The sequence below is a fragment of the Nonomuraea fuscirosea genome (genome assembly GCF_035917475.1).
Classification (GTDB): Bacteria; Actinomycetota; Actinomycetes; order Streptosporangiales; family Streptosporangiaceae; genus Nonomuraea; species Nonomuraea fuscirosea.
In genome coordinates this window covers 7057178-7069418 of sequence record NZ_CP109074.1, presented here as the reverse complement: position 1 = coordinate 7069418, position 12241 = coordinate 7057178, and the positions used below count along the sequence as shown (strand labels likewise).

Below are 12241 nucleotides of genomic sequence, written 5' to 3'. Positions count from 1 at the left end.
GCCCGGCGGGCGCCCACAGCGGGAGCGGGAGGTGTCCCCGGGATCGCGCCGCCTGCGTGAGCTGGGCGTACGTGGGCAGGGTCCTTCATGACCGCGCTCTCGAGCGATCAGCGACCCACAGGACGCCGACATGACTTCAGCACCTGTTCCCCGCCCGCCGGACGGGCCCGCCGGGCCCGCCCGGCCCACCGATGCGCGCGCGGCCGTGGAGGCCGAGCTCGGGCGCGTGAAGGAGCCGGCCAGGCTGCTGCGCGTGAGCACCATGGCGCGCTCGCTGCTGGACGAGGCCCGCGGGCTCTCTCTCGACGAGCACGCCCGCGACCAGTTGCGGCACATCCACGCGCGGGTGGTCGAGGAGATCGGCGGGGCGGTCGCGCCGGAGCTGAGGGACGAGCTCGAACGCCTGCTGCCGCCGCCGTCCGAGGTGCTCAGCCAGGCGGAGATCCGGATCGCGCAGAGCCAGCTCGTCGGATGGCTGGAGGGCGTCTTCCAGGGCATCAAGATCGGAATGAGCTTCCAGCAACTCGCCGGCCCTCCACCCACCGGCCCCCAGGACCGCCCACCGGGCCCGGGCACCGGCCCCTACCTGTGAGCGGCGCCGGCTCGGCGGCCGCGGGGGCGTGGTGGAGCCGTTCCACGGCTCAGGGGCTCCAGGGCAGGGCCTTGCCGTAGCGGACGAGCTGGCCGTAGTGGGCCGGATCGACCGGGTCCAGGGCCAGGTCGAGCAGGGGCCCGGCGGCCCGGGCGGGGGAGGCGGCGGCGGAGACGTCCCACCACAGGCCCGAGGTCGGCGTGTTGATCATGCCGGGGCAGACGGCGGCCACCAGGATGCCCCGCCGGGCGTCCTCGTCGCGACGCAGGCCGGCCAGGGCCCGTACGGCGGCCACCTGGGCGACCTTGGCGGGGATGTTGACGAAGGCGGGCCACGCGCCGGCCCGCGCGCTCCCGTCCTTGACGGCGTCACGCCAGGCCGCCACCTGCTTGTCCACCTCCTCCAGCGACGTCAGCCCGTCGAAGTGGCGGTGCAGCACGGGCGCCAGGTGGTGCAGCGTGCCCAGGGAGCTGGCCACCACGATCAGCCGCCCGCCGTCCCGCACCAGGGGGCCGAAGGCGCGCAGCAGCCGGGTGGTGCCGAAGTTGCTCACCTCGGTGTACTCGTCCATCAGCGTGCGCGGGTCGTCGTCGGGGCCGATGCGCATGACGGCGTTGCCGAACACGACGTCCACGCCGCCGTGCCGGTCCCTGAGCCGGTCGGCCAGCCGCGCGGCCGTGTCCTGCCCGGTGACGTCGAACAGCTCGCCGCGCACCCGAGCCCCCGTACCGACCTCCTCGGAGAGGCGCTCGGCGGCCGCGGCGACCCGGCCGGCGTCGCGGCCGGTCAGGTAGACGGTGTCGGCCGGGGTCAGGCGGCGGGCCAGCCCTTCGACCAGGGCCAGGCCGAGGCCCTGCGTCGCGCCGGTGACCAGCGCGACTTTGGGGTGATCCGTTGTGGTTCGCGTCATGGTGGACAAGCTAAGGACGTCCGAGGGCATGCGTCCAACGAAAGTTCGTCACCTGTGGTATGCGTAATCGTCATGGCCCTCACCGATGCCCCGCTCACCGCCCTGCGTGTGTTCCGCGAGGTGGCCGAGCGCGGCACGCTCACCGAGGCGGCCTCCGCCCTCGGCTACACGCAGTCCGCCGTCTCCCGCCAGATCTCCTCGCTCGAACGCGCCGCGGGCGCATCGCTGCTCGAACGCCGCCACGACGGCGTCCGGCTGACCCCGGCGGGCCGGGTCGTGCTGCGGCACGCGGCCGTGGTGGTCGACCAGGTCGACGCGGGCGCACGCGAGCTGGCCGGGCTGCCCGACGATCCCGGCACGGTCCGCCTCGGCTGGTTCGCCAGCGCGGGCGCCGTCCTGGTGCCCCGCGCGCTCGCCGCCCTGCGTGAGAGCCATCCCGGGATCACCGTCACCACGCGGGAGGGCGGCACGCCCGCGCTCGTCCGCGCCCTGCGCGCCGGCGCGCTCGACCTGGCGCTGCTCGGCTCCGCGCCGCCGTTCCGGCCGCCGGACGCCGAGACGCCCGCGCTGGAGGTGCGTACGCTCGCCGAGCGTGCCCTGCGGGTGGCCGTTCCTGAGGGCCATCCTCTCGCCCGCGGCGACTACATCGACGCCGCCGACCTGCACGGGCAGCGCTGGATCGCCGGTCCAGGCAGCGCCGCCACCGGTGGGGCGGGCGACAGCACCGGCATGGGCGCGTGGCCGGGGCTGGACGAGCGCCCGGAGATCGCCCATTCCGCCCGCGACTGGCTGGCCAAGCTCAGCCTCGTGGCGGCCGGCTGCGGGCTGACCACCGTGCCCGCCATGCTCGCCGCCGTCGTGCCGCCCGGTGTCCGGGTCCTGCCCGTACGCGGCGGGCCGAAGGAGCAGCGCCGTCTCCTGCTGGCCAGGCTGCCGGGCCCGCTGCCCGAACCCGTCGCCCGGCTCACCCAGGCACTGCGCGCCGCCGCCCTCAGCCGCTGACCCCCGCTCCGAGGCCCTTCACCGCGTACGTGACCAGCGTCGTGAGCACGTCACGGACCGACGCGCGCTGCCGTACGTCGCACAGCACGATCGGGATGTTCTCGTTCAGCCCCAGCGCCCGCCGTACCTTGGCCGGATCGTAGCGGCGGGCGCCGTCGAAGCAGTTCACCGCCACCACGAACGGGATCCCGCGCTGCTCGAAGTAGTCCACCGCCGGGAAGCAGTCCTGCAGCCGCCGCGTGTCGGCGAGCACGACCGCGCCGAGCGCGCCCAGCGCCAGCTCGTCCCACATGAACCAGAACCGGTCCTGCCCCGGCGTACCGAACAGGTACAGCCACAGCCCTTCCCGGATGGTGATGCGGCCGAAGTCCAGCGCGACCGTCGTGGTGGTCTTCGACTCCACGCCCGAGGTGTCGTCCACGCCGATGCCCCGGTCGCTCAGCAGTTCCTCCGTGTGCAGCGGCCGGATCTCGCTGATCGTGCCGACCAGGGTCGTCTTGCCGACGCCGAAACCGCCCGCGATGAGGATCTTGATGGCCAAGGCCGAGGCGACCGCGGTCGTCCCCGGCTCAGAGGCTGCGTAGTCCATGCAGCACTTCCCTGTAGATGCGTTCATCGATCGTCTGGGCGGCGGGGCGCGGGCGGTCGATGGTGACCAGCCCCTCGCCCCGCAGGTCGCCCAGGATGACCCGGGTGATGTTCAGCGGCAGCCGAAGATGCGCCGCGACATCCGCGACAGGTGTCGGCCTGCGGCACAGGGCCAGCACGGCGCGATGCTCGGGGATCAGGTCCGTGGGATCGCCGGCCTCGGCGGCCGTCGTGACGATGGCCACCAGGTCGAACGCCTCCCCCTGCGGCCGCGCCCGGCCGCCGGTCAGCCCGAAGAGCCGGATCAGCGGCCCTGGATCCTCCCCACTCACGGTCTCACGCCGTTCCAGGCCGGTGCCGGTGCCGCTCCCCTCGGATGCGCGGAAAGGTGCTCGCCGACCCGCTTGACCATCAGGGCCATCTCGTACGTGACCATGCCCAGCTCGGCGTCGGCCGTGGCGATCACGGCCAGCCGGGCGCCCTGACCCGCGGCGGTGACGAACAGGAAGCCCTCGTCCATCTCGATGATCGTCTGCCGTACGCCGCCCATGCCGAAGTGCCGGCCCGCTCCCATGGCGAGGCTGTGGCTGCCGGCGGAGATGGCGGACAGGTGCTCGGCGTCCTCCCTGGTCAGCGCGCGGGAGCTGCCCATGGACAGCCCGTCGGCGGACAGCACGATGGCGTGCCGGACACCGGGGACGCGCTGGATGAGGTCGTCGAGCAGCCAGCTCAGTTCACTTCTGGGGTCAGGCATCGGGTTGGTCGTCCTTTCCGTTCCGCATGTCTCGCTCCTGCTTGGCCTGGCGGCGCCCTTGCTGCCAGCCGCGTTGCATGGACGACATGAGCTGTGCGAGCTCCTCAGGCGAGCGTCCGGCCCTGGCCCCGCGCTCGGGGCGGGCGTCGACGCGCAACTGGGGAGCGAGGCTTGCCTGCGGGATCCGCATCGGCAGGCCGTCGAGATCTTCGTCCGCCTCCTGCGCCGGAACGGTGACGCTCCAGCCGGTGGGCGGCCCTGCGGGCCTGGAGGAACCGTTGTCTCCAGGTCCGCCTTGAGGGGGTACGGTGCCGTTCCCCTGGCCCCGGGCGTGCGCGGGCCTGCGCGGGGGCTCGGCGCCGTTGCCGGGAGCCGGGCCGCGTACGGGCGCCGGGCCGGTCGGGGGCGGCGCCGCGGCGCTCGCCGGGCGGGGCCGGTCGGAGGTGGCCGGCGGTTCGGTGCGCATCGGGTCGGTGGCCCGGAGCGGGTCGGCGGCGCGCAGGGCGTCGGCGACGCTGATCGGGCCGGTGGTGAGCACCGGGTCGGGCTCCGCCGGATGCGGCGGGTTCGCCGGAGCCGCCTCGAACCAGGTCGCGCGGTCCGGCTCGGGCGCGATCGTCACCCCGCGCCCCCGCCCGTCGGACGGCGCCATGCTCAGCGCCCGCACCGGCCGGCCGGTGCCGGGAGCGGCGGCGATGGCCGGCGGCTCGGCACCCGCCAGCAGGGTAGCGGGAAGGAGCACGATCGCGGTGGTCCCGTCGTACGGGGACCGCCGCAGCACGATCTTGATCCCGTGCCGGGCCGCGAGCCGGGACACCACGAACAGCCCGAGCCGGTCGGTGTCGGCCAGGTCGAACTCGGGCACGTCGGACAGCCGCGCGTTCAGCTCGCTGAGCACGGCGTCGTTGAGGCCCAGGCCCCGGTCCTCGACCTCCAGGGCCAGCCCGTTGGCCGCCGTCACGCCACGCACGTGCACGGTCGTGTTGGGCGGGGAGAAGACGGTCGCGTTCTCCACCAGCTCGGCGATGAGGTGGATGACGTCGGTGACCGCCGCGCCGAGCAACAGCGGCGCGTTCGGCATGGGGGTGACCGTGACGCGGGTGTAGTCCTCGACCTCCAGCACGGCCGCGCGCACCACGTCGAACACCGGCACGGGGTCGCGCCAGCGGCGGGCGGGGGAGGAGTCGGACATGATGATCAGGTTCTCCGCGTGCCGGCGCATGCGAGTGGTCAGGTGGTCGAGCTTGAACAGGTCCTCCAGCACCTGCGGCTCGTCCACCCGCCGCTCCATGGTGTCCAGGAGCGCGAGCTGGCGGTGCAGCAGCGCCTGGTTGCGCCGGGCGAGGTTGAGGAAGACCTGGCCGACGCCCTTGCGCAGGGCGGCCTGGCCCACGGCCGCCTCGACCGCGGTGCGGCGTACGGCGGAGAAGGCGTGCACCACCCGGTCGACCTCGGCGGTCTCGGCCGGTGGCAGGCCGGGCGCCTCGGTGGCCGGGTCGACGTCCTCGCCCCGGCGCAGCCGCTCGACCAGCCGCGGCAGCCGCTGCTCGGCCAGCTCCACCGCCGAGCCCTGCAGCCGCATGAGCTCGTCGATCAGCGAGCGCCCGAACCGGTACGACAGCGCCAGCGACGCGACGACCACGGCCAGCCCGATCAGCAGCACGATGCCGATCCGCCAGTACGCCCCGGTCTTCTGCGACTGCGCATCGGCCGCTACCCTGGCCAGCTCGGTCTGGGTGTCGCGGTTGATGCCGCCGATGATCGCCTCGGTGTCCCTGCGCCACGCGGCGGGATCGACCGGCGGAGCCCCGTCGGTGTCCCAGCTGAACAGGATGTCCTCGATCGCGACCAGCCGCTTGTACGGCTCGCTGGCCACCAGCCGGTCGTAGTCGGCGCGCAGCTCGGGCCCCGCGTCGCGCTCGGCGTTGGCGAAGACGAGCCGGCGGGCGGTCGTCGCGGCCACGAACGCGCCACGGTCGGCGGGGGTCATGTTGCGGTGCACGATCGTGGAGGTGAGCACGGCGTGCTCGCGGCCGAGGTACTCCGACGTGGCGGAGAAGGCGGCCATGCCGCGCACCCCGCGGAAGGACGACACGTCGCTCAGCGCGTCGCGGTCGGTGAACTGGCGGTTGGCGGTGGCGATCAGGTTGTCGTACGCCTGGATGATCGTCAGCGGCGGCGCCAGCACGCCTCCGTCGGCCGAGGCCCGCAGCGCCTGCAGCCCGTCGAGCGCCTGCACCATGTTCTGGACCTGGGCTGTGGTCTCGCTGTCGTCACCGTCCACGTCCACGGTCGCGATGATCTCGCGCAGCCGTGTCACCTGGGTGTCGGTGATCCGCCGCTGGTCGGCCAGCGGCCGGAAGTCCGCGGTGCCGTCCGGCGCCTCCGCCGACAGCTGCCGCTCCTTCTGCAGCTCGACGATCAGTTGCAGCACCGGCGATCCGATGGCCTCCCACCGGTCCTGGTTCTGCGACACCGTGATGATCTCTTCGACGCTGGAGTAGGCGATGAACCCCCAGAGGGCCACCATGGAGACCAGCGGAAGCAGGAGAATCCTGAGCAGCTTCGTACGGATCGGCGGGGGCGAGCTCATCCTTGTGTCCAATTCTCGACATGGTGACGCGCGTCGCTGGGCGGTCGTGAACCTTGGAACCGCCCCCCGAGGTTGCCCGCCACGACCGAGTGCGCCTGTGGTTGCTCCACTATGCCTACGGGGCAGATGTACTTCAAGGTAGAGATGCGAAGATTCATCGCGAATGGTGGGTTGACTCTTTGTCAACATACGGTTCGTGACCGTAACTGCCCATCTCTCACCGACAGTGACGATATTTGAAGATTCACAGGCAGGCGCTCAGCCCCGTGACCGCCCGCCGCCGCGCGGGAATCGGGCCGGCCGGAACCTTTTCAGCGGAAGAACAGGATCACGATCTGGAGAACGAGCACGAGCGCCAGCGCCACCGCGACCACGAGCCACCGGGGTTCGCGCCAGTCGGACCCGCCGCGGCCCTTCTTCGGCGGGGTGTCCGGGGCCAGCAGCTCGCGCAGGATCGGGTTGATGTGACCGTCGGGCAGCAGGCGCTCCAGATCGGGGATCAGGTCGGGGATCCGGTTGCGCACCTCCGAGGGCTGGCGGGTGGCGGTCCAGACGCGGACGTCCCGCAGGATGTCCATGGCCTCCTTGGCGGTCCCCGCCTCGGCCAGGTCCTCCTGGAACAGCTCGAAGACGTCACGCGCGGCGGACGCCGCCGCCCGCCCCGCCCTCGGCCGCTGCTCCCGCGATGACGTCGGCTGCGACTTCTGCGCGGCCTGCTGCGGCTGGGCGTCGCCGGGCTGGGCGGCTCGCGCGGGCTGGGACCGCGCGGCCGCGGGCCGGGACGCCGGCTGCGCGGGCGAGGACGACGGGGGTGACGGAGCGGCCGAAGGGGTCGAAGAGGGCGTGCCGCCAGCGGCGGGGGTGCGCGTCGCCGGGTACGGGCTCTCGCGCGCCGGCGGCCGGGGAGCCCACGTGTCCTCAGGCGCCGCCCCACCTACGGGCTCAGCCGGCGTGGCCCGGCTCGCCGGTGCCGCCGCCTCAGACCGGCTCACGGGCGCGGCCGGTTCAGACCGGCTCACGGATGCCGCCGGTCGAGACCGGCTCACAGGCGGTGCGGGCTCGGACCGGCTCACGGGCGTGGTCGGTTCGGCCCGGTTCGCGGGCGGCGCAGGCTCAGGCCGGCTCGCGGGCGTCGTCGGCTCGTACGTGACGTTCTCCAGCAGCCGGATGCGCTCCTCCACCGGCGTCCCGTCGGTGATCCCCGCGCTCCTGACCACCGCCACCAGCTGCTTGCGCGCGTACGCCGCCACCGCCATGGCCGCGATGTCCCCGTACCTGTCGGCCTGGTCCGGCGCCCGCAGATCGACCCGGGCCCGGCGCGAGGCGCGCGACGACGGCCCCGGCCACCCCTGGAGGAAGACGACCTCGGCCCCCTGCTGCAGATCGTCGCTCTCGTACGTGGAGAACGTCTCGGGATAGTGCCCCAGCAGCAGGTCCAGAATGTCCACCAGCCCCCACAGCTGCACGACGGAGTCACCGCCCGACGCCACCGACAGGGCGGTCCTGCCCCGGGAGCGCAGCGCCTCGGAGACGATCGGCGCGAGCGCCGCCGCCCCGGCCCGCGCCTGCCGGTCGAGCGCCGCCCCCGCCTCGGAGTACGGCTCGATCATCCGGGCCAGGTCGAGCGGCACGTCGTCGTCGGGCAGCAGCGAGGACCAGCCGGGGGCCAGCGCGAGCGCCTGGCGCACGTTCGGCATCGGCGAGGGGAGCGAGGCCGAGCCGCCGAGGTAGGCCCGCACCTGGATGGTCCGCCTGCTGTCCGACCCGCCGGTCCGCGTGCGGGCGAGCACCACCACCCGGCCGTCCACCACGAGCCGGCAGATGCTGACGCCCGGCGCGGGCCCGGGGTCGAGCCAGGGCCCGAGCTGGTGATACCAGCCTCCGGTCTCCGGCAGGGAGGAGCGGACGGGACCGAGGCCCGTGCGCTTGTTGTCCCATTCGAACTGGATCCAGTCGATGCTCGAATAACGCCCCATCATGTCCCCACCTCGGGATAGCCGCGCAGGACGCCGGTCATGGCGAAGAGCGAGATCAGGGGCGCCAGGACCCGACGCGGGCGCACACCCCTGGGGAAGCGCCCGTCGGCCGCGGCGCCTCCCGTGGCCGAGACGAAGTGCAGGGTGCACTTGCGGCACTTGTCGTACGGGCTCAGCCACGCCTGCGCGCCCCGCCGGTGCAGGAAGGCGTAGACGTCCCTGCTCTCCTTCAGGACGTCGGCCGGGTCGAGCCGGTCGGGGTCGCCGTACAACCAGGTGTCGACCGGATCCTGGAAACGCACGGCGTCGCTCTTGGTGACCGCGATGACGGCGGGCACGTCGAGCCGCCCGCCGGTCTTGGGCAGCCGGTCGAGCACGGCGCGGAAGGAGTCGTCGCCCAGCCTGGCCGACCGGGTGGCGGCGTCGATCACGAAGAGCAGCCCGCCGAGCGCGGGCACGAACCTGGTCGCCTCGTGCGCGGTGCTGCGCAACTGCTCGCCGGCGATGTCGAAGAAGGCCACCGCCGTGGTGTGCTGGCCGTCGTTGACCAGCAGCGCGTCCACGGGTTCCGCGGTGGACCTGTGGGCGGTGCGCGACAGGGCCTCCCGCTCGACGACCAGCGGGTTGACGTAGGAGTCGACGTACTGGGCGTGCCGCTCGATGTCCACGGCGTCCGTGGTCAGCCCGTACGGGCGCAGCCCGCCCTGCTCGATGGCCCCGATCATCGAGGCCAGCAGGTGCGTCTTGCCCGTCTCCGGCCCGCCGACCAGGCCGATCACCAGCGGGCGGCCGTGCCGGACGTAGGTGTAGGGCAGGTGGTGTTCGAGGCCGGGGTCGGCGACGGGGGCGGGGCAGCGGACGTGGGCGGCCCGCAGCAGGTCCTCGCGCCGGGCCCCGGTCACGTTCGCCAGCGAGAGCGGCTGGTACCGGCCCGCCGGGGTGCGCTCGTAGAGCTCGTCCTCGCTCCAGTCGAACTCGTGCAGGCAGATCGGGCAGAGGATCACCGGTTCACCAGCCAGAGGACGAGGAGCAGGACGAGCAGCACGGCCAGGGGCAGCCAGCGGGTCAGCCAGGTGCGCCGCGGCTCCTCCCCGGCCGGAGCCGGGGGCGGTTGGACGCGGGTGCGGTCGTTCCCGGCGGTCTCACCGGTGGCGGCGGGGTCGCGCCTGGCCTCGCGGGCCCGGTCGAAGGCGGCCCGGCCCTCCTCCAGCGCCAGGTCCTGCTCGACGGGGATCGACTGCATCGGGTCGGGCGCCCGCAGCCGGCCCAGCACCTCGCCCGCCGTGGGAGGGGCGCCGGAGAAGACGTCGTGGAGGGGCTGCAGCGCCGGGGCGGCGGCGAGGTCGGGCCGGTCGGCGACCTCGCGGCCGGTGATCGTCCGGTAGAGCACCATGCCCGCGCTCCAGAGGTCGTCGGAGGTGGAGGCCACGCCCACGCCCTCGCGCTGCGCGGGGGAGGCGTAGGGCGCCTCGCCCAGCCGCAGCCGCCGGCTGCCGGCCAGGGTGGCGTGGCTGAGATCGGTGAGCTGCACGGTGGTCCCGTCCCAGCGCACGGTGGCCGGCTCGATCCGCCGGTGCACGATGCCGCAGGCCGACAGGATGCGTACGGCGCGGAAGAGGCTGACCTGCAGTCCCCGCTGCTCGGCGATCAGCAGCGCGCCGGAGAACCGGGTGACCGGCTCGCCCCTGCGGTCCGACAGGAGCACGAACGGCTCCTCCGCGTCGAGGCTGTAGCCCAGCAGCCGGGGCAGCTCGGGCGGGTAGTCCCTGCGCAGCCGGGTGAGCAGCCTGGCGCCCATGCGGGCCTCGTTCTCCAGCAGGTCGTAGAGGTATTCGCGCTCGCGGCCCTCGGCCCGCGGGACCCGCCGCTGCACGAGGCGGGTGCCCTGGACGACGAGGGTGAGCCGGCGTTCGAACGGGTCGTGCCACGGCTCCGCCTCGACCTCCCAGGTCACCGGATCGCCCTCGGGGGTGTTGAAGCTCAGCGGCTCAGGTTCCATCCCCACTCCAGTTCTCCTCCACCGTCCCCGGCCGCAGCGGCACCAGCCGCAGGGTGCCGGCGTACTGGCCGGACCTGGTCCACACGACGCCGGGTGGGTTGCCCTGGCCCCTGACGGCCCTGGGCGCGAACCGCACCGCGGACGCCTGCCGGAGCAGCACCGCGAGGTCGCGGTCGCCGCACAGCTGCAACATCTGGCCGCCCGGCTGCGCCCTGAGCGCCCGCACCACCTGCTGGGACTGCCGCCACACCGCGTCCACGAGCTCCTGGCGGCCCGCGTCGCCGGTGCCGAAGTCGGGCCGCTCCTGCACGCCCCGGTGGACCAGGTGGTAGCGGTACTGCCGCAGCGTCTCGTCGATCCGGCGATCAAGGCCCACCTGGACGTCGCGGTAGTCGCCGTGCTCAAGGGCGGTCCAGCCGGGCTCCAGCCAGCCCGTCACCGCGTCGAGCAGGTCACCGGTGATCACCTCGCGCAGCTGGCCGCCCCGGTCGCGCAGGCGCACGGTGACCTCCTCGTCCAGCGCCGGGCTGGCCGCGGCCTGGCCGGCCTCGGCCCGGCTCCAGTTCGTCAGCGTCCCCGCCACCTGCGCGCAGGCGTCGTTCAGCGCCGCCGCCAGGGTGCGGGCGGCGTCGGAGGTGTGCGTACGGGCCCCGCCGAGCATCCATTCGCTGGCCGCCACCCGTTCCAGGCGTGAGCGCAGCTCGTCCAGCGCCGTACGGGCCGGGCCGAGCGCCAGCTGCTCGCGCCACCACGCCCGCGACCGCCGCCAGAAGACGAACCGGTCGAGCAGCGTGGCGGGGAAGTCGGCCGGCGCGTGCAGCGCGTTGAGCAGCTCGTCGGGGCAGATCCGCCACAGGTCGGCGACGAAGGCGGCGCTGCCGATCGGCGCGCTGTGGTCGGCCAGCAGGCGCAGCCGGGACACCAGCCGGGTCAGGCTCCTGCGCTCGGCCAGCGCCGACTCCACGTCCGCGCGCAGCTCGGCGACGATCTCGGTGGCGCCCATGCCGGCCGGGGTGGCGAACTTGACGCCGTGCATGGCCAGCGTCTCCTTCGCGCCCTCGTCGGAGTGGTCGATGTCGGCGAACAGCCGCGCGACGGTGTCGCGGAACTCGGCCAGCGCCTTGCCCGCCGCGATCACCTCGCCGGCGATGGCCGCCCGCGCGGGGGCGGGGCTGAAGTAGGTCAGCTCCTCCAGTGCCCTGGCCGCCCGGTCGATCTGCTCGGCCGCGCGGCGGTGCATCCGGTCGAGCGGGCCGTCGGGGATGAGCGGGTCGAGCACGTCGGCGGGCAGGTCCACGGTGCCGCTGAGCACCGGCAGCGCGGTGGCCAGCGGCGAGCTGAAGCCGGCGGTGTCCTGCTGGGCGGGCCCGTGGAAGCGTTCCGAGACCTCGCGGAACGCCTGGGAGAGCACCTCGGGGTCGATCCGCCCGGCCACGATGCGCCATCCCGGGGAGGCGGTGCCGTACGGGATGTCGCCCAGCCCCGCGACCACCTCGTCGAACACCTCCGGCTGGCTGAGCAGGTCGATGAGGATGGCCTCGGAGCTGACCTCCGGCCCGAGCGCGGCCTCGCCGGTGTCGGCGTCCCAGAGGATGCCGCGCGGGTCGCCCACCCACAGCACCCGCCGGCGCTCGCCGTCCAGCGCCGGCGGCAGCCGCAGCCGCGGCCCCACCGCCACGACGAGCACCGCCCGGACCAGGCGCGAGCTGAACAGGTCCTGGAGCACCTGCTGCCCGGCGGCCAGCCGTTCGGTGTCGGCGACCACCAGGACCCGGGCGCCGAGCCGGTCCGGCTCACCCTTGCGCAGGTCGAGCACGACGACCATGC

The 12241-nt window shown here is 74.0% G+C and carries 14 protein-coding genes; 5 read left to right on the top strand and 9 right to left on the bottom strand.

The genetic code is table 11. From position 1 onward, the window contains the following. The first annotated feature begins 130 nt into the window (after window positions 1-130). Entirely contained in the window at window positions 131-592 is a 462-nt protein-coding gene (locus tag OIE67_RS32280) for a proteasome activator (protein WP_326627540.1), read from the top strand. Between the two features lie 49 nt (window positions 593-641). On the opposite strand, the gene OIE67_RS32275 is transcribed toward OIE67_RS32280, so the two are convergent. Next, window positions 642-1502 (bottom strand): SDR family NAD(P)-dependent oxidoreductase, encoded by an 861-nt coding sequence (locus tag OIE67_RS32275; protein WP_326627539.1) that lies wholly within the window; start codon window positions 1500-1502, stop codon window positions 642-644. Window positions 1503-1574: 72 nt separating this feature from the next. Between OIE67_RS32275 and OIE67_RS32270 the strand changes: the two genes are divergently transcribed. Next, window positions 1575-2504: a LysR family transcriptional regulator gene (locus OIE67_RS32270; RefSeq protein WP_326627537.1), complete on the top strand. Its 930-nt coding sequence runs from the start codon at window positions 1575-1577 to the stop codon at window positions 2502-2504. On the opposite strand, the gene OIE67_RS32265 is transcribed toward OIE67_RS32270, so the two are convergent. From OIE67_RS32265 to OIE67_RS55590, 5 genes are all read right to left on the bottom strand, one after another. Beyond that, the gene (locus OIE67_RS32265; RefSeq protein WP_326627535.1) at window positions 2494-3093 is read right to left on the bottom strand and encodes a GTP-binding protein; all 600 of its coding nucleotides are present in this window, start codon (window positions 3091-3093) and stop codon (window positions 2494-2496) included. The genes OIE67_RS32270 and OIE67_RS32265 overlap by 11 nt on opposite strands. After that, window positions 3074-3424, bottom strand: a complete 351-nt coding sequence (locus OIE67_RS32260) for a DUF742 domain-containing protein (RefSeq protein WP_219912082.1) — start codon at window positions 3422-3424, stop codon at window positions 3074-3076. The genes OIE67_RS32265 and OIE67_RS32260 overlap by 20 nt, the downstream gene beginning before the upstream one ends. After that, window positions 3421-3846, bottom strand: a complete 426-nt coding sequence (locus OIE67_RS32255; RefSeq protein ID WP_106245737.1) for a roadblock/LC7 domain-containing protein — start codon at window positions 3844-3846, stop codon at window positions 3421-3423. Before OIE67_RS32255 ends, OIE67_RS32260 begins: the two co-directional genes overlap by 4 nt. Beyond that, window positions 3839-6439 (bottom strand): sensor histidine kinase, encoded by a 2601-nt coding sequence (locus OIE67_RS32250; protein WP_326627531.1) that lies wholly within the window; start codon window positions 6437-6439, stop codon window positions 3839-3841. Before OIE67_RS32250 ends, OIE67_RS32255 begins: the two co-directional genes overlap by 8 nt. 311 nt (window positions 6440-6750) lie before the next feature. After that, window positions 6751-7017 (bottom strand): hypothetical protein, encoded by a 267-nt coding sequence (locus OIE67_RS55590; protein WP_364679458.1) that lies wholly within the window; start codon window positions 7015-7017, stop codon window positions 6751-6753. Here OIE67_RS55590 and OIE67_RS55585 point away from each other — a divergent pair. The 3 genes from OIE67_RS55585 to OIE67_RS55575 are packed head-to-tail and all read left to right on the top strand — an operon-like array spanning window position 7010 to window position 8311. Then, window positions 7010-7858, top strand: coding sequence for a calcium-binding protein (locus OIE67_RS55585; protein ID WP_407674766.1), 849 nt, complete (start codon window positions 7010-7012; stop codon window positions 7856-7858). The two genes, OIE67_RS55590 and OIE67_RS55585, sit on opposite strands and share 8 nt — an antisense overlap. Window positions 7859-7879: 21 nt before the next feature. After that, on the top strand, window positions 7880-8170 hold the full coding sequence (locus OIE67_RS55580; RefSeq protein WP_407674765.1) for a hypothetical protein: 291 nt from the start codon (window positions 7880-7882) through the stop codon (window positions 8168-8170). Between the two features lie 12 nt (window positions 8171-8182). After that, window positions 8183-8311, top strand: coding sequence for a hypothetical protein (locus OIE67_RS55575; RefSeq protein WP_364679449.1), 129 nt, complete (start codon window positions 8183-8185; stop codon window positions 8309-8311). A 103-nt stretch (window positions 8312-8414) separates the two neighbouring features. On the opposite strand, the gene OIE67_RS32240 is transcribed toward OIE67_RS55575, so the two are convergent. Genes OIE67_RS32240 through OIE67_RS32230 form a run of 3 tightly spaced genes read right to left on the bottom strand, consistent with a single transcriptional unit; the run spans window position 8415 to window position 12239 of the window. Next, on the bottom strand, window positions 8415-9419 hold the full coding sequence (locus OIE67_RS32240) for a hypothetical protein (RefSeq protein WP_106245732.1): 1005 nt from the start codon (window positions 9417-9419) through the stop codon (window positions 8415-8417). Next, the gene (locus OIE67_RS32235; RefSeq protein ID WP_326627527.1) at window positions 9416-10420 is read right to left on the bottom strand and encodes a protein kinase family protein; all 1005 of its coding nucleotides are present in this window, start codon (window positions 10418-10420) and stop codon (window positions 9416-9418) included. Before OIE67_RS32235 ends, OIE67_RS32240 begins: the two co-directional genes overlap by 4 nt. Continuing rightward, a complete protein-coding gene (locus OIE67_RS32230) occupies window positions 10404-12239 on the bottom strand; it encodes a hypothetical protein (RefSeq protein ID WP_326627525.1) in 1836 nt (611 codons plus the stop codon). Before OIE67_RS32230 ends, OIE67_RS32235 begins: the two co-directional genes overlap by 17 nt. Between the last annotated feature and the right edge of the window lie 2 nt (window positions 12240-12241).